This window comes from Cohnella herbarum, assembly GCF_012849095.1.
GTDB lineage: Bacteria > Bacillota > Bacilli > Paenibacillales > Paenibacillaceae > Cohnella > Cohnella herbarum.
Genome location: NZ_CP051680.1, coordinates 7,533,580 through 7,550,977, shown reverse-complemented (window position 1 = coordinate 7,550,977; position 17,398 = coordinate 7,533,580). Strand labels below are relative to the sequence as shown.

The following is a 17,398-nucleotide window of genomic DNA, read 5'->3' as shown; positions in this document are numbered from 1 at the left end:
CAGCGTACAAGGATTAATAATTCATGGAGACCGGCTTGCCCGAAGCAGCAATAGCAACCGTAACTCTAATCTTCGTGAGTCACCTTCTTCTCGTTAATGATCAGATTATTGCTCCCGTGCCGGATCGAATCGTTCTCGCCCGGCAGCCCGCTCCGGTCCACGCCTTTCTCCACGTTCGTTGCGTGCAGCATATGGCCCCCGTCTTCGAAGGCTCCGTCCGCAACCGCGAACCGACCGCCTTCGAACCGGGAACCGGTGGACAAATACGTATTTCGTCCGGCCTCGATGCGATAGTGGGAAGTTTCCGCATCGGCGGCCCGGCTAACGCAATTGAAAAACCGCCAATCGGTTGAGCCCGTTCCGGGTTCTTCGCGCTCGAAGAAAGCCTTGCCGGCATTCGTGCCGCTAACGGCCGCTCCCGTGCCGATCTCGACTTGGCGATCTCCCGCTCCGGTCAAGACGACTCCGGTATTCGTCATCGTTCCCCCGTGGAAGCTGAACGCCGACCCTTCCACGCGAAGAGCGCTAGCTTCGGCACTCGCGCCCTCGAGCAAGCAATCCCTGAACGATAGCTTTCCGGTTCCGGCAAATCGATTGCCGTCGATCCCGGCGAACCTGCAATTGCGGAACGACAGCTCGGCTTCCACGTTCTCGTGGGATAAGCGACGCCCTTGCGTAAGCGCGAACGAGCTATTCTCGATCACGTTCGGTCGCTCCGACCGGGCCGAAACCTGCATGAATTTCACCATTGCCTCTGCCGTGCAGTTCTTCATCTGCACGCCGTCCGGATTAAGCCAGAAGGAACCCGTATTCGCCGAGTTTTCCACGCCTTTCCGGACGAACACGTGCACGTCCTCCAGCGTGAGATCGGTCACTTTGCGGAAAGCGAGAAACCAAGAGGCCACGTGTTTCTTCACCGTGATTCTCTTCGCGCTCTCACCCCAGGTCGGACCGCTATTGGCGAAGGACATGAGCCCGGAATTGCCGACGTAAGTCAAGTCGTGCTCGTATTGGCCGTGCGTGACGAACGCCCCAAGATCGTCGCCATCGCAATGGCAGTTGTCCACGTAACAATAAGCGGATCCCGTAAAATCGTTCAGATGCCTGCCGTTGCTCGTCTGGCAATCCCGAACGTGGCCGTAAAGGCAATAGATTTGCTGGGTAAGATAACCGGTGCCGCCGATCACGACTTCCACCGGATTCGTCAGATTGCAGCGCTCGGTCACGTAGTGCGTGCAGTAACGCCGCATGACGACGGGCCAGAACGTACCGTATGCGTTGATGCCTACGGCGTCGCACTCCACGGCGAACTCGTACGCAAGCGGATGCGAACCCGTCTTATCCGTGCTGCCCGCGCCGATGAATCGCATATTCCGTACCGATACCTGCTCGACCGGAATCGCCTTTTTATAAGTAACGGTTCTGCCCGGAGCAAGCTCCCAACCGTTCTTATAATTAAATCGGACATGCGTCGCGTCTACGATCTCGGTTACCCTTATAAGCTTCTCCAGCTCCCGTTCGGCGCCGCCCGATAACGCATTCGATTGAACGATCCACCATTCGCCGACGGCGAAGGCGGAGGAATCCGATACCTCGAACAATTCCGACATTTCGGCCAGAGGCTCCGTTAAGACCAGGCTCTGCGTCAACCCGGTCAATAAACCTTGAAAGAACAACACCGCCGCGAACGGATCGTTCTCGGGCGCGTCCTCGATCCCGTCCGTGCGGACCGTAAAGCCGTTAAACTCCATGACCAGGCGACTTCTATTCATTCGGTGCCTGCGGGCGAAATTCAGATCCGAGTCCGCTTCGATTTTATATATCGTTTCATCGTTCGCCATGGCGTCGAGCGCATCGTCCGCTTGGCGATCCGTTCCGAATATGCCGAAATAACGGTAACGGCCAACGCCGTCATGGATCGTCAACCATCGTCCCGCGCCGCCATCCGCGGGCGCATGCACGGTTCCCCCATTATCGGCAGCTTTGCTGTCCGATACGAAACGAACGAACTTGCCGCCCGGATCGCCTTCCTCGTAATAACCCTTTACCCATACGGTAGTTCCCGGCTGCCTGATTTCCGGCGGAAGATTCTTAAGCGCGTCCACGTTCCGAACGCAACGTACTGCGCTGTCTGCCTGATCGTTCATCTTCGTCTCCCCTAACCGACGCGAATGGTCTGCCCAATGCGATAGAGCGGAGAGTCGATGATCCGACTCTCCGCTCCTTTCATCGTTCGATTGTTGCCTTATTGATTTGCCGATTTGAACGTAATCGCTTTACCTTGGGATGCGGCGACTTGCTCCGCGTAGTAATCGAAAATAATTTGACCGCCGTATTTGGTCATAATCTCTTCGCGGTACTTCGGCCAGTTCGAAGCATCCTTCTCGTCGTACAAAATTTTAACTTGAAGCTCGTTCATCCGTTTTCTCAGAGCGCCCAGATCCATGCCTTCTTTAATGACAAGACTCGTGCCTACGGACGGTAGAATTTTATAGCCGTTCATCGTGTTGACGATTTCCCTGTCTCTGTCGGTCACGTTCGGATCCAGAACCTCGACTCCGAACGCTTCCGGACCGGAAATCGGAGTAAACCATTGATAGACGCCGAGGAAGTTGCCTTGATCGGTTACGTTTTGTTTGATCGCGTCTTGGTTCAACGTGATTTGGTTGCCGGTACGGGTGAACTCCGTTCCTTCGCGGCCGTAGTGCGCCATCAGGAAACCTTCTTCGCTGGCGAGCCAGTCGAGCACTTGAAGGGAACGCTCGATTTCCGCATCCGACGATTTGGAACTGAGCACGAACGGATTGCTAGGCACGGGCTCAATGAATACTCCCGTCGTCGCGAACGGATCGAATGCCGCCCAATTGGCGTTGGCATTGCCGGTAATTTCCTTCGTCTTCGCCTGCAAGCCGACAGGGTTGTTGTCGAATGCCAGGTTTTTGCCGAAGCCGAGAACGATGCCCGCTTTGCCTTGCTCCGCTTTCTCGAGCTGTTGTCCGTTCTTGTTCAGAAGCCAGTCGGGATCGACAACCTTCAAGTCCAACAATGCTCTCGTGTCCGTAAGCGTCTGTTGCATGCGGAGATCCGTACGGGTATCGATGAACTGGTCGCCTTCGATTACGAAGTCGCCGATAAGACCGTTCTTCACGTAAGTAGGAAATTCCATCGACATGTTCGTTCCGTTGCCGTAAGCGGTGAAGCCGAACGTATCGTTCTTGCCGTTGCCGTCCGGATCGTTAAACGTGAAAGCTTTCATGACTTCTACCATCTCGTCGTACGATTTCGGAATTTCAAGACCGACCTTCTCTAGCCAGTCCGTACGAATGTAATAAGAACGGAAATAGTTTTTCTCGTAAGGAACCGGCGCGCGGGCGAATTTGCCTTGTACTTGATACTTAGGCAAATCTTCTTCTTTGACCCAATACTTGAAATAGTTCGGCATCTTGGCCGGAGTCACCAATCCGGTCATCTCGCGAACGACGCCGTCTTTGATATATTGGTTGGAAGTAATGCCGTCCACGAAGAAAACGTCTGGAATATCGCCGGATGCGATCAAGGAATTCAGCTTATTCTGGAAATCCGTCCCCAGAGGCATGTAGTCGATGGTCAGATCGACGTTGAACTTCTCGGCGATCGCCTTCTTCACGAAATCCGCATCCCCTTTCGGAAGCTGGGATTCCGCCGCGGCTGTCACGAACCAATTCAGCTTGATCGTTTCTTGAGCCGGAGTCCCGGAAGCTTCGCCGGAAGCCGTACCCGGCGCGGGGGAGCTGGCCGATGGAGACGCCTCGTTACCATTGTTGTTACCGCATGCCGAGACGATAAGAGTTAGAACCATCAAACAAACGAGCAGAGTGCTGTTTCTTTTCATCGATGTTACCTCCTACAAGGGATTGGATGAGTCTATTTCTTGCGTCCTTCATGTTGCGGCAATTATTCTCTACGGTATCCGGCCGAAGCTGAGTCACAGCGGCCAAGCGCATACCCCCCTTATTTAGTCAACGTCCTATTCCTCTCTCCTCCTGCCGACTAACCCTGTTTCTTGCCCCCTAGCCCTTCACGGCGCCGAGCATCATCCCTTTGATAAAATACTTCTGAAGAAACGGATACACGGCGATGACCGGAATGATCGCTACGACGACGGTGGCCATCTTGATCGATTCGGGCGGCAGCGCGCTTAATTGCGACTGCGGCACCGCAAGCTCCTGACTGACGCTCGGGGTCACGATCATGTTCCGGAGAACGACCTGGAGCGGATACAGATCCCGATCGTTCAAATACATAATTCCGTTGAAGTAAGCATTCCAGTGGTTAACTCCGTAGAACAAGCCCAACGTCGCGATAATCGGCATCGACAAGGGAAGCACGATCTTGAGCAACGTCGAAGCGTCTCCGCAGCCGTCTATCTTCGCCGCTTCTTCGACTTCCGAAGGAAGCGATTCAAAGTAAGTTTTCATGATCAGCAAGTTAAAGGTAGATACCAGTCCGGGAATGATCAGCGCCCAGATCGAATTCATGAGCCCCGTCGCCTTAACGGTAAGGAACGTCGGAATCAATCCTCCGGAGAATAGCATCGTGAACACGATCGCCAGGAGAACGGCGTTCCGGCCGGGCAAATATTTCTTGGACAACGGATACGCCAGCAGCGTGGTCACCATCAGATTGAGAGACGTTCCGATCGCCGTCACCATCGTCGTAATTCCAAGCGCTTTGGGCACCGTGTTGCTGCTTAAGATCGCCTCGAAAGCTTCCATCGTGAATTTCCGAGGTACGAGCAGGAAGCCGCCGTTGCGCAGTACCTCAGAATAAGGAGTTACCGCGACAACGAATACGTAGTAGATCGGGAACAGGGTCGCTAATCCGAAGATCGCCAACGTGATATAGATGAAGAGATCGGCAATTCGGTCGGACCATGTTTTCTGGAAAATATAAGGCACTTCCGTTCACCTCCGCTAGTTGCTTCAGTCTGCAATTCCATTACCAAATGCCGGATCCGCCGAATCGCTTAGCCAATTTGTTGGCCCCCAGCACGAGCACGAAACCGATAACCGATTTGAAAACGCCAACCGCGGCCGGAACGCTGAAATCCATCTGCTCGATCCCTCTTCTGAATATCCAAGTGTCGATAATGTCTCCGACGTTGTACACTCTCACGTTCAAGAAGATGTATACTTGCTCGAATCCGGCATCTAAGATGCTTCCCAGACGGAGGATGATCAGAAGAATGAATACGTCCCGAACGCCCGGCAGCGTGATGTGCCACATCTGTCTCCAACGTCCGGCTCCGTCTATGGAAGACGCTTCGTACAGATCGTTGTTGATGCTGGCGAGAGCGGCCAAGTAGATAATCGCTCCGTACCCCGTGCTCTTCCATATATCCGTCAGCACCAGCATCGGGCGGAACAAGGCGGAATTGGTCAGTACGTCTATCGATCCCCATCCCATATCCCGGAAGAACGTGGACACAAGGCCCGAACCCGGGCTGAAGAAGGAGAACATGATGCCGTACACGATAATCCAAGACAGGAAGTGCGGTCCGTAGGTCAACGTTTGAATCGTCCGTTTGAACCAACGCACCCGGATCTCGTTCAACATGAGCGCGAGTACCAAATCCGGCAGCATATTGAAGATAATCCTGTACAAGCTTAGCAGCACCGTGTTCTTCAGCAGATCCGGAAAGTCCGGCGACTGGAACACGATACGGAAATTATCGAAGCCGACCCAAGGGCTTCCGGAAACGCCCTTCATCAGGTTGTAATCTTGGAAAGCGATGACGAGGCCGAACATCGGGACGTAATGATAGATAATGTAATAAAGAAGGCCGGGCACCATGAACAAGTAAAGCCAACGATATCGCCATAACGTTCGGGTCCATCTCGTTGTAGCCCGGACGGGCTTGGGAACGATTGCTGACGCCGTATCTTTCATGCGCTTGTTTCCTCCCTTCCGGGTTAATCGAATCGAACGATGATTCCCATTTTATTTTGCGGTTCGCGCTCGTATCGGACGTACAATTCGGGCAGATCGTCGAACGCGACCACGTCCGACACGAGCGATTGAATCTCTATTCGTTTCTCTTGGATCATTCTTAGGAACTCTTGAATGTTGCGTCCCTCGGTCCAACGGACGTACCCGATCGGATAATCGATGCCGAGTTGCTCGTAATCGCTCTCGTATCTTCCCGGACCTCCGGCCCGCGAAATATGAATGCTGGCTTCTTTGCCGAACAGCAGATCCCGGTCGAAGCCGCTTCCCGTATCCCCGACGATGACGACCTTGCCGCGATCCCGGAGCACCTCGATGGAGCTGTCGATCAGATTGTCCTTCCGGTTGCTGGCGCATACGAGGATCGCGTCCGCTCCCTTAGTATCCGTAAGCGTATCCAACGCCGCTTTCATCTCCGCTTGATCCCCGTATACATGGGGGATACCGGCGGCGATTAGCCTGTTCCTGCGTTCTGTAAACGGTTCCAAACCGACGACTTGAAAATTAGACGCGTGCGCGATACGAGCTATAATCTGGCCGAGAATGCCCAGCCCCGTCACGACGACCGTTTCTCCGAAACGAAGGTCCGCTTGCCGAAGAGCATGTACGGCGATTGCGCCGATCCCGCAGAAGGCGGCTTCGGCGTCGGTGACGCCATCCGGTACGGGGACGGTGAGATGCTTCGGGGACAACATGATCTCGCGATGCGCCGGCGTACCGTAGCAAGCGACCCTCTGTCCCGGGCTAACGTGCGTGACGCCCTCTCCGACTTCGAGTACGACGCCCGTTGCGCTATAGCCCAGCGAGGCTTCCGAGTTTCCCCGGATCATGAGCAACTCTGTTCCAATGCTCACGGACGAACGGCTTATTTTGACTTTGACGAATTGGGGTTTAATGTCCGGCTCCGGCAGATTGACGAACACCGCAGCGCCGTTCCGTGTTTTTATCGCTCGCATACGCGCCTCCTGATGTCTTTCTGATTCGTTTCTAATCCCCATCTGATTCACATCTGATTTACATACCATCTTTTTACAATTTCTTTTAATGCATTTGATGTATATCTGATGTACCGATTATACACAGCGAATAAAAACGCTGTCAATCCGATTCTCGCGAATATTTTATATTTAGGAATAGCCTCTAAATAATCGAGAGACGATACGAATTGATTGCGGATACATTCGGCAACTGACGACAAGTCGCCGACGCACGAAAAAAGAGGCCTATCGGTTTTCAGCCGATTGACCTCATTGTCGAAATAATTTAGTTAAATTACCGGTTAGAGCTTAGCGCCCAGAATCTCTTCTTCCTGATCATCGTTCGCATTGGCCGCGTAAAGTCCCGCGATCTTCGAATGCAACGTCTGCTCGTCGATCATGCCCGACCAGAATTCCTTCAGCCACTTGGTGAATTGTCTCAAGTCCTTCATCCTAAGGCCGGTGTCCCGGTGATACGCGAAGGATGGGAACATCTCCCTGAACATCGCGTAACGTGAAGGACGCGTAAGACTCCCGTCCGACAAGGGCTTCTCCGCGGATTCCTTCCTTGCGGGAATGCTCACCGTTCGTTCGCGAATGAAATTTTGCGCCTGCGCGGAAGACAGAAACTCGACGAACCGAAGCGCGGCTTCCTTTTCCTTGGAATGCTTCACGAGCGCTGCTCCGATCGATAAGAGCAACGTTTTCTGCGGATCTCCCCGCCTTAAGCTGGGCAACGGACAGATGTCGTAATCCAGCTTGAGATGCGAAAATTCGTTCAAATTGAAATAGGTGGACAAAATAATCGAAACCTGCCCGTCCGCGAACAGTTGAATCGTCTCATCGTTGCCTTGCGCCATGTAATTCGGGAAGATGTCCCGGTTACCGATCAATTCGTTCAAAGTACGCAATCCCTCGGCCACTCTCGGACTTAGCCCGGCATCTCCCTGCGTGCTGTACGGCCGATTCCCCATCCCCTGAAGCAGAAAAACGGAATAACGGTTTTCGGAAGCCGGGAGGAAGTATACGCCGTGCCTGCCCCTGGATTGCGCAAGCTTAACCGAAGCCGAGACAAGATCCTTCCACGTCCAGTAACTGTCCGGTTCGTGCAATCCGGCATCCCTAAAGTGCTTCTTGTTGTAGCATACGACGACCGGAGAGAAGGTAATGGGCTTAACGTAGATCTCGCCTTCGTGCTGGAACGCCTCTTCGGCGATCGGGTACAACGCTCCGTCCGACTCTAAAGGCTCCAATAACGAAGTCAGCCCTTCCTCCGACCACTCCTGAAACTGCGGGCTATTGAAGGCGACGATATCCAATAGGCCGTTGGAGATCATTTCCTCGGCGGATTGGACGTAGCTTAGGTGATTCAACGTAATGCGCCGGACGTGAATGCCGGGATTCTTTCTTCCGAACTCGGCAATCAGGTCATCGATGAGAAAATCGGTCGTCAGCGAGATCGGACAACCGAAATTCAAAGCGATCGATTGCTTCGCGCTCGTGGTGACCATGCTACCGACGCGGTCGATCTTGACGATCAGCCCTTCTTCGACCAATTGATCCAAGCCTTTGCGAATCGACTTGTTGCTGAGCTGGAATTGCTTGGACAGAGCGCTCTCCGCAGGCAAATACGTTCCTTCCTGCCTAATTCCGTTAAGAATTTCCGTTCGGAGGACATTCACGAAATGATCCAGCCGCTCCTGAAACGAAGGTCGGTCTGATTTATAACTCATGTATATTTCTCCTGTATAATATCAACTTGAACATCAGATATATTTTCAGATATTTCACATCAAATGTCAACTGTCCGCTTATTGTCCGCTCATTGTCGAAACCCCTAAATCCATAAAAAACCTCTCCTCCAGCCGAAGCCGGGGAGAGGATATTATCTTATCGATACAGGGTGGGAACTAGAGAGCCCAATTCCCTTTGCGGAACACCGGAACGATCGTGCCGTCGGCCAGGATGCCGTCGATATCCATCTCCGCGGAGCCGATCATGAAATCTACGTGCGTGATGCTGGAGTTAACGCCGCTGTTCAGCAATTCCTCCGGAGACATCATCTTGCCGCCTTCGACGTTAAAGGCATATCCGCTGCCGATCGCCAGATGGTTAGAAGCATTCTCGTCGAATAACGTATTAAAGAATAACACATTCGATTGCGAGATCGGGGATTCATGCGGCACTAAAGCGACTTCTCCCAAGTAATGAGAGCCTTCGTCCGTGTCGACGAGCTGCTGCAAAATTTCCTGGCCTTTCTCCGCTTCCACTCGGACGATCCGACCGTTCTCGAAAGTAAGCTTGAAGCCGTCGATGATATTACCGCCATGGCTTAGCGGCTTGGTGCTCGACACATAACCGTTAACGCCCGTTTTCAGAGGGACCGTAAACACTTCTTCCGTCGGCATATTCGCCATGAAAGGAATCCCTTTCGCGTTGGTGCTGCTTGCGGCAACCCATAAGTGCTTCTCGGGCAGCTCGATCGTGAGCTCCGTTCCCGGCGCCCGATATTGCAGCTTGCTGAAATGCTTCTCGTTCAAGAGATCGCTCTTACCGTGTAAAGTCGCGTTATGTTCATCCCAGGCTTTCACCGGATCGGCAGCATCCAAGCGCACCGACTTGAAGATCGCCTCCCACAGCTGATCTACCGCATGCTGCTCCGAAGCGCTGTTCGGGAATACTTTGGCGGCCCAGTCTTTCGTCGACGCCGCAACTACCGTCCAACTGACCTTATCGGCTTGAATGGCTCTTCTGAATTCCGAGAGGCCTTGACCGGAAGCTTTCTGATAGTTGCCGATCCGCGATGAATCGATTCCCTTCAGTAAATCGGGGTTTGGAGAAATGATGGAGATAAAGGCCGCGCCGTTACCGACGAACGCGTTTCTCTTGGCCGTTTCCCACTCCGGGAAACGGGTAAACACTTCATCCGCCGCTTTCTCGTATTTCAAGCGGGACAACGCCTCGTCAATCCAATCCACGTGTACGTTACTTGCCCCGGCTTCATAGGCTTTGCCAGCCACGAGGCGAACGAGCGTCGCCATCTCGACCGAACCCGTAATGAACACTTCCTGATCCTGCTGAACGTTTACGCCTACTCTAACGATCAATTCCGCGTATTTTTCCAACCGTTGGTTAAAAGTCGTCATGTCTCGCACTCTCACTTTCGTTATGTACAATCGCAAAAACGACAGGAACCCGCAAGAGCAGTACCTGTCATCTTAATTTAGAAATCAATCAAACCTACGCTGATTTGCAAAGCTTCATCCACCTTGCGCATGGTCTCGTCGTCCAAATGCGTGATCTTATCCGTTAATCGCTGTTTGTCGATCGTCCGGATCTGCTCAAGCAAGATAACCGAATCCCGTTCCATGCCATGAATTTTCGCTTCTATTTCGACGTGAGTCGGCAGTTTCGCTTTCTGGATTTGCGCCGTTATGGCCGCTACGATGACCGTTGGACTGAATCGGTTGCCGATATCATTCTGAATAATCAGAACGGGTCTTACCCCGCCTTGCTCCGAACCTACGACCGGCGACAAATCCGCATAGAAAACATCCCCGCGCTTCACAATCAAAGCTTACACCCCGCTCACGAGGCGACCGAGTATGCTTTCCGCATCCTCTTCTGCGTGGAATGCTTCCGAGGCCATATGCAAATTGATCTTAGCCATCTCCAAATACCCGCGCTGCATCGCGTCGCGAATTAACCGCTTCTTGCGATCGACCAGATAATGTTTCATGGCCTGGCGGATGATCTCGCTGCGATTGGTATTCTCCTTGGCGACGACGAAGTCGACTTCGCGCAGCAAATGATCCGGAAGACTGATCATAATGCGTTTCGTATTGTGTAAATTGGCCACCGAACGGACACCCCCAAAGAATTTCCAACAAGCAACCTATTTTCCAGTATGCATGAGTTAACAAAGAAATATACGATTTCGCTAGTAAATAAGCATCGAGTCCCGCTGCCGGGCGACATCGACGAGTCGTACTATCTACAATTCGATGTCGATAATTACAATCCTGCCGCGAACGGGCAAATAATTCGTTACCAATATTATCCTAATAGCGGATTAACGACGGCAACGATTTCTCCGCCGCTTCTGTAAATACGCGGAACTCGCGCGGCTAGCATACAAGTTAACTCATAATTAAGCGTGCCCAGCTTCCCCGCGACTTCCTCGGCCGAGAGGACGGCGTCCCCTTGCTTGCCGATCAGCACGACTTCTTCACCGGGTTGTATCCTGGCGGAGCCCGCAGATTCCGCATCGCTCAAACGGATCATGCACTGATCCATGCAGATCGTTCCTAACACGGGAACTCTCCGTCCGCGTACGAGCACTTCCACTTTCCCGCTTAACATCCGGCTGAAGCCGTCCGCATAACCGATCGGAAGCGTGCCTATGGATTCTTCGCGCTGCGTGAAATACCGGGTGCCGTAGCTAATCCCTTCCCCTGCCGCCAAGCTCTTCACATGGACGATGGAAGTTTTCAAGGAAAGAACCGGTTCTAATTGCACATGGCGGGTATCCACTTCATCGCTTGGATATAAGCCGTACATGCTAATGCCTAAACGCAGCATCTGGCCTACGTGCTCCGGGAGATCTATTCCCGCGGCGCTATTCCCGGAATGAATGATCGATATCGGCATTCCGGAACGGCGTACGTAATCGACAACGCCGGCAAATCGCTCGACTTGCAGGAAAGTATACTTCTTATCGGTTTCATCGGCACGGGCATAATGGGTGAATAACCCCTCCACGTGCAATTGCGGAATCGAGAAAGCCCGCTCTAGAAAGCGCTCGGCTTCTTGACCCGGCATCAATCCCAATCTTCCCATTCCGGAGTCGATCTTGACATGCGCTCTTAATTTCTTGCCCGAAACGGATAGAGGAAGAGCGGCTGCCTCATCCAGCATTTGTTCTCGATATAGCGTGACGGTAATCCCTTGCTCTCTGGCAATCGGATAACCTTCGGGAGGCGTATATCCCAGCACCAGAATGGGGGCGCCGATTCCCGCGGCGCGGAGCTGCAACGCCTCATCCAAGAATGCGACACCCAAATAATCCGCGCCGGACGCGACTGCCCGTCTCGCAATTTCCACTGCCCCATGTCCGTAAGCATTCGCTTTGACGGAAGCCATTATTTTGGTTCCCGCTGCTAAATGTTCACGGAAAGCCCCGATGTTCCGATCCAGGGCATCTAGGGAAATCTCGGCCGCTGTCGGCCGGTAATGACAGTCCACGGACCGTTCACCTTCCCTGCTGCAAAAGCTACAATAAGTCAATGTTACCGGGAGGATGGGGTACTGTCAACGATATTCAAGCAGACAAACTTTTCCTGTCGGGAGAGAAACAGGGCCGATCCTATTGCGATCGGCCCTGCTCCCCCTTCCTTGATCCTTCCTTATTTCCCCGAAGATTGCTCCATCGATTGGGCGATGCGAATCATATCTTCCTGCGGGAGATCTTGGGTGCTTAAGCGGAATTCCACGCCGTCGTTGGTCCAGATCAGCGTGCTCGTCTCGCCCGAGGATAGATGTCCCATCGTAAAGCCAAGATCGAGCCCGATGCCTTCGTTGTACGTAACGGCACGGTCCTTGGCGACGACCTCGACGATCGTAAAGTCGTAGCTGCCCGTGTAACGGAGCATGACGCCTTGTTGATCTCCGAGTTGCAACTCGCTCTGATCCTGGAGTTCGACGCCTACGGGAAGCGCATCCGCATCAGGTTCTGTAAGCGTAAGCTTAACGGCCTCAGCCGGCGTCTCGGTTCCTTCTTGGTCCGGTTGGACGGAAGTTTCCTCGTCCGGCGTTAAGGATGCTTCCGGCGAAGAGCCGCTATCCGGCACGGCCGTAACCTCTGGGCCCGCGCTTTCCTCGGCCGTATTGGACGGCTTGGCATTCGGCGCGACTCCCATATTTTTATCCATATCGAACGCGGATTTCTCGAACTTCTTATCGAAGTTGAAGGTATCGAAGATGACCTCCACCATCTTGGTGCCGTTCGCGTCCGAAACCTCGACGTGCTTAGGCGAGTAATCCTTCTGATTCAGCCAGATCTTCTGGCGCGCGAACGATCCGTTCTGATAGTTGCCGGCCATGACGTCGAACACGTAACTTTCTTTGTCCGTCGTGAACTGCCTTTGGTTATCCAGGATGATGCTCTTCGCCAACGTTTGGAACAAGTAAACCTGTCCTTGATTGTCCGGCCAATCGCTCTGGAACCGATAGCTCTTGTTCAGCTGCGGGGTAAGCACGAATACCCCTTGGTCATTGCGGAGAACGATTTGCGTAATGTCCCGTTTGGCGTTGGTCAACGAAATCCGGTACAAATCCGGCTTCTGGTACCAAACCTCGACTTTGTACTCAAGCGGCTGTTGTCCTGTATGTAAGATCATCGTACCGCTGCCTTCATAACTCTCCATCTTGCCAACGACTTTGTCCAGGTCCTTCACGATCGAATCCGCATTTTTGCTCCCGCAACCGGCCAAGAAGATGACCGAGACAAGAACAATAGCGGTGATCCATGAAATCCGACGACGCATGCGATCCACCCCTCTGCACATTAATAATTCCATGGTTCATGTCTATGAGGGGACTTGACCATTTATGCAGACTAGCATGACAAGCTTGACGAGCCATTACTAGAACGGAATAATTCTAATTTCACGAGACCGCGTTCGTCGCGGATTCTGTACTCTTCGTAGCTCTCTAGAGTGTCCGAGATGAAAATGTTTACAGGGTTGTTGGCAAACACGGGAGCAAACAAGGAATCCATGTAAGTACTTTCTCGAATACATCGACACAAACATGAGCTCTTATGCTTGCCGTTCCTTATAGAAGATCACAGGAGGGCTGAGAGCAGCGTTTGCTATTGAGGAGCAGGTATTTACCGTGCCTCAGTCCAACTCGGCTTATTTGTTCCCTTGCCATGCCTCTAACTCGGACACTCCGAGATAAAGAAACGGCTTTGGCAGAAACAACCCCGTAAAAGATCATCTGTAGAGTAGAGAACTGAAATTTTATTGGAGGGCGTAAGCCCTGCTTTTACTTCTCCAGCTCCCCCTGCATCAAACCGTACTTGAGGCTTTCCCTCATACGGCTTTCCGATGTTCTTCTTTCTTCCGCGTTACGGTACTTTCCTAGCCGACGAGTTTCTTTAACCCCTAGTGCTGAGCGACAATGCCTGCTTCCTTTCCGCAGCTCGCTACTTCACCTTTCGGGCTTATAGGTTTGCTCTTTTCGAAAAAAAATTCTTACGGGGGAGGACATGCCTAGTTCCAGACACAACTCTCACAGCATGCCGCTCCCTATACACCGGGAGTTCTTCCGCGCTGCGTTTCCAAGGACTTCACGCGTTCCATGGTCTTCGCTCATCGAATCGGCTCTCGGCTCTCTCTTGTCCTTTCGATCAATGAAGAGCCGTTGCATTGGCCGGACTTCACTTTTCTTGCAGTAAGGAAATTAACTTGTCGAAACCCTCGAAACACTGCATACCGATAAGTCTCAAGCGAAAGTATTAGTTGAAACCTGTTCAGCCCTGTAAACAAGTCACCATTCAAATGTAAAGACCGAGTGTTACTTGCACTTGGTCTTTCCCTTCCCATAAAAGTGACTGGGGATTATGCGGCCCTAAATGTAACTGACTTACCTCCGTTTTCAAACTGATAAACACAAAAATTGGAACATGAGAACATGAAAACAAAAGCAGTAACTAAAAGTATGAACATCAGTAAAGTATTCTCTGATTTCATCCCCAAAAAATTCGTCATCATTGCAATCAATACAATAAGAGTACGCATGAATATGACTCCTAGAAAGCCCACTAAACCATTGGAACAGTTCGCTTTCAATAGTATGTTTCCACCTCGCGAGCCCCCGTCCGAGGTGGGCTTATGGCTCTTGCTTTATTTTCAAACACCTTGTCTAAATAATTAACAAAGCCACTCCAGGAGCAGAGTGGCTTTGTTAATTGATAATTATAACTTCCAAGAAGTCCCGTCGGAAAATTTAACGGCAGTTATCTTTATATTTTTAACTTTTGTAGCCAAGTCATAGAGGTTTAGAGTCCATGTATCGGTTTGAGATTGTCCAGATGTAAGATTGTTCCCTTGCGAAATCCCTTTAAATAAGTTACTTGAGCTTAAAAACCTATTTACTGGTCTGTCGAAATCGTCATAGCAACTTACTCTCATTTCATAAGCTACAATTGTTTTAGTAGTTAAGTTCTTAATAGTAAGATTTACTTCAGGTATGTCAATCAAATTGTATGTAACTTCAGTACTAATCAGTTTTATCGGTTTATTCTTATTCGCTTTAAGCTCTATTTTGAGCTTTGCGATACTTGCATCCTGAGCTTTCTTAAGCTTAGCATCGTTTGCATCTTTTTCAGATTTGATAAAGGCTCTAACTTGGTCTAGGAAATCTTGTGATTCATAATAGGCTTTAACTTTGGAGTAGTTCGTATTATTTTGAACGTTATGGTCGAAATCTTCAAGGAATTTAATTGCACTCCCGATATAAATTTCATCGCCCTTATCCTGTTTACCAACTTGAAAGCTATTATACTTATAGCTCGTGTTAAAATTAAACCCAATAACACTAGAATAGAAATCGTACTCGCTTACCTTTTTTGTTATCGGATCATAGAAGAAATCAACGATATTTAACTCGAGAAATTCTTCTCCCCGTAAGTTAACAACATAATTTCCTGTAACTTGCACAGGCAAATCAATATCATACATAGTACTACTATTATTGTTCGAAATGTGAATGATTCCTTCTGCAGATGATACACTGGCACCTAGACAATCAACAATAAATCTAAGAGGCACCATCGTAGTATTATTTATTAGCTCGACAGGTTCACTTAGAATAACGGTAACACCGTTTACTCTGGCTATCTTACTTCCCACAACCATATGGATAACAAGTCCTATTTTACTTCCTTTCAAAGATTTCCCGTCCACTTGCAATGTCAGATCTAGATATCTGAAGATTGGAGCGATAGGGACCATGGTCGTTCCATTTACTTGAACGGGTGACAGCGGTAAACTCAGAAGCTCTCCGTCAATGGATATTTGGAGATTAGATGGTGTCGCGCTAACAATATTCGGGATCTGGATAGCTAATAACATACAGATAAGAAAAGAGACTATTTTCTTAGACATGGTTTGCTCCTCTTCGACATAATCATTGTCAAAATATTATATGTAAAACATTTCCTGTGGTATTATATCACACAAGGGATTATAAGGTGTAATTAATCCCAATAATCGGAAAATCGGTGGCAAAATCCCCCCCTATGCAAGCATCTATACCTCTTCAAAGTGCATGTACGAATGGCAGGCAAGGAACCGATACAGATCGGCATTGAGACATGAACTTATAGAGACATGTTGGATGCCACACGCTAGCTATGCAGAATAGCATGACAAGCTTGACGAGTTGCCGATAGCATCGGTTAGTTTCAGTTGATTCGGGACGGCATAGTTTCTTAGCATAACTCCTTCAACTTGGACTTTAATGTCGCCTTTGACTTCTTCTACGCCGGAATCAGGGCCGTAAGTTCCCGCCTTTCTTATCGTCAGGGCCTGCTCAAAGCCAAGCATCTTCGCTACGCGATCAAGAACGACCATGACTTCCGCTCTAGTAGCCGGTTTGTTCGGCTGGAAATGTTTCTTGGAGTCCGTCGACATGAGGCCTTTATCCAGCACGCCGCCGATTAAGCCTTTGCTCCAAGCCGGCAACGACTTTATGGAAAACCAAATAATCCATAGTATACTAACATATCAATACGATCTTTCATTGTATAAATTGGGTAAATACACTAGGTCTAGTTAGGGGAGAAAAAACGAAATGACGATCTATATCGCATTGATTAGAGGGATTAACGTCGGGGGCCACAACAAGGTCCCAATGGCCGAACTGCGGAAAGCTTATGAAGCCATTGGCCTTAATCGGGTACAAACGTATATTCAGAGCGGCAATGTGCTGTTCGAATCGGAGAAAAGCGCGGATACGTTACGTCCTATGCTGGAACAGGCGATTGCGGAGACTTTCGGTATCAGCGTTACCGTCGCTATGAGAACCGCCGAACAATGGGAACGAATCGTCGCGAATTGTCCGTACGGCAAAGACGGGCTATTAGAAGGCGAGAGCATTCAAGTTACGATATTAACCGAATCTCCTTCTCCGAAAGCCATTGCCGCTCTTGAAGCGAACAAAGGTGACGGCACCGATGAGTACTTCGTCCATGGGCTGGAGATTTATTTCTTGTTCCGACGAAGCGTGCTCGATTCCAAGCTTGCAAATAGCATGAATAAGCTAGGGAATACGGCTACCTCTCGCAACATGAACACGATCAACAAACTAGCCGGGTTGGTCGGGAAAATGTAAAACACCGAGCGGAGGGGGGGAGCGTTTAAGCCCTCCCC

14 protein-coding genes are annotated in these 17,398 nt (G+C 50.8%); 1 reads left to right on the top strand and 13 read right to left on the bottom strand.

All coding sequences use genetic code 11. The features are described 5' to 3' along the window. Positions 1-65: 65 nt before the first annotated feature. From HH215_RS31690 to HH215_RS31630, 13 genes are all read right to left on the bottom strand, one after another. The gene (locus HH215_RS31690) at positions 66-2,147 is read right to left on the bottom strand and encodes a putative phage tail protein (protein ID WP_169283538.1); all 2,082 of its coding nucleotides are present in this window, start codon (positions 2,145-2,147) and stop codon (positions 66-68) included. 98 nt (positions 2,148-2,245) lie between these two features. Next, positions 2,246-3,871, bottom strand: coding sequence for a type 2 periplasmic-binding domain-containing protein (locus HH215_RS31685; RefSeq protein WP_169283537.1), 1,626 nt, complete (start codon positions 3,869-3,871; stop codon positions 2,246-2,248). 178 nt (positions 3,872-4,049) lie between these two features. Then, entirely contained in the window at positions 4,050-4,937 is an 888-nt protein-coding gene (locus HH215_RS31680) for a carbohydrate ABC transporter permease (RefSeq protein WP_169283536.1), read from the bottom strand. Between the two features lie 40 nt (positions 4,938-4,977). Further along, on the bottom strand, positions 4,978-5,928 hold the full coding sequence (locus tag HH215_RS31675; RefSeq protein ID WP_169283535.1) for an ABC transporter permease: 951 nt from the start codon (positions 5,926-5,928) through the stop codon (positions 4,978-4,980). A 23-nt stretch (positions 5,929-5,951) separates the two neighbouring features. Beyond that, positions 5,952-6,941 (bottom strand): zinc-dependent alcohol dehydrogenase, encoded by a 990-nt coding sequence (locus HH215_RS31670; protein ID WP_169283534.1) that lies wholly within the window; start codon positions 6,939-6,941, stop codon positions 5,952-5,954. A 323-nt stretch (positions 6,942-7,264) separates the two neighbouring features. Beyond that, entirely contained in the window at positions 7,265-8,695 is a 1,431-nt protein-coding gene (locus HH215_RS31665) for an extracellular solute-binding protein (protein ID WP_169283533.1), read from the bottom strand. Between the two features lie 177 nt (positions 8,696-8,872). Continuing rightward, positions 8,873-10,108, bottom strand: coding sequence for an aminopeptidase (locus HH215_RS31660; protein ID WP_169283532.1), 1,236 nt, complete (start codon positions 10,106-10,108; stop codon positions 8,873-8,875). Between the two features lie 77 nt (positions 10,109-10,185). Next, complete coding sequence (locus HH215_RS31655) at positions 10,186-10,536, bottom strand: type II toxin-antitoxin system PemK/MazF family toxin (RefSeq protein ID WP_169283531.1); 351 nt, start codon at positions 10,534-10,536, stop codon at positions 10,186-10,188. A gap of 3 nt (positions 10,537-10,539) precedes the next feature. Then, a complete protein-coding gene (locus HH215_RS31650) occupies positions 10,540-10,821 on the bottom strand; it encodes a CopG family ribbon-helix-helix protein (protein WP_169283530.1) in 282 nt (93 codons plus the stop codon). Positions 10,822-11,018: 197 nt separating this feature from the next. Then, on the bottom strand, positions 11,019-12,206 hold the full coding sequence (gene alr, locus HH215_RS31645) for an alanine racemase (protein WP_169283529.1): 1,188 nt from the start codon (positions 12,204-12,206) through the stop codon (positions 11,019-11,021). Between the two features lie 161 nt (positions 12,207-12,367). Next, positions 12,368-13,507, bottom strand: coding sequence for a LolA family protein (locus tag HH215_RS31640; RefSeq protein WP_169283528.1), 1,140 nt, complete (start codon positions 13,505-13,507; stop codon positions 12,368-12,370). Between the two features lie 1,434 nt (positions 13,508-14,941). Continuing rightward, positions 14,942-16,132, bottom strand: coding sequence for a copper amine oxidase N-terminal domain-containing protein (locus HH215_RS31635; protein ID WP_169283527.1), 1,191 nt, complete (start codon positions 16,130-16,132; stop codon positions 14,942-14,944). Positions 16,133-16,378: 246 nt separating this feature from the next. Further along, positions 16,379-16,711, bottom strand: coding sequence for an S-layer homology domain-containing protein (locus HH215_RS31630; RefSeq protein WP_169283526.1), 333 nt, complete (start codon positions 16,709-16,711; stop codon positions 16,379-16,381). Between the two features lie 109 nt (positions 16,712-16,820). Here HH215_RS31630 and HH215_RS31625 point away from each other — a divergent pair, with 109 nt between their 5' ends. Next, positions 16,821-17,360: a DUF1697 domain-containing protein gene (locus HH215_RS31625; protein ID WP_169283525.1), complete on the top strand. Its 540-nt coding sequence runs from the start codon at positions 16,821-16,823 to the stop codon at positions 17,358-17,360. The last annotated feature ends 38 nt before the right edge of the window (positions 17,361-17,398 follow it).

What these genes read in the sequence shown, in the direction of transcription:
- HH215_RS31690 (WP_169283538.1), bottom strand. Translation starts at nt 2,147, where the DNA reads ATGAACGATCAGGCAGACAGCGCAGTACGTTGCGTTCGGAACGTGGAC.
- HH215_RS31685 (WP_169283537.1), bottom strand. Translation starts at nt 3,871, where the DNA reads ATGAAAAGAAACAGCACTCTGCTCGTTTGTTTGATGGTTCTAACTCTT.
- HH215_RS31675 (WP_169283535.1), bottom strand. Translation starts at nt 5,928, where the DNA reads ATGAAAGATACGGCGTCAGCAATCGTTCCCAAGCCCGTCCGGGCTACA.
- HH215_RS31670 (WP_169283534.1), bottom strand. Translation starts at nt 6,941, where the DNA reads ATGCGAGCGATAAAAACACGGAACGGCGCTGCGGTGTTCGTCAATCTG.
- HH215_RS31665 (WP_169283533.1), bottom strand. Translation starts at nt 8,695, where the DNA reads ATGAGTTATAAATCAGACCGACCTTCGTTTCAGGAGCGGCTGGATCAT.
- HH215_RS31660 (WP_169283532.1), bottom strand. Translation starts at nt 10,108, where the DNA reads ATGACGACTTTTAACCAACGGTTGGAAAAATACGCGGAATTGATCGTT.
- HH215_RS31640 (WP_169283528.1), bottom strand. Translation starts at nt 13,507, where the DNA reads ATGCGTCGTCGGATTTCATGGATCACCGCTATTGTTCTTGTCTCGGTC.
- HH215_RS31635 (WP_169283527.1), bottom strand. Translation starts at nt 16,132, where the DNA reads ATGTCTAAGAAAATAGTCTCTTTTCTTATCTGTATGTTATTAGCTATC.
- HH215_RS31625 (WP_169283525.1), top strand. Translation starts at nt 16,821, where the DNA reads ATGACGATCTATATCGCATTGATTAGAGGGATTAACGTCGGGGGCCAC.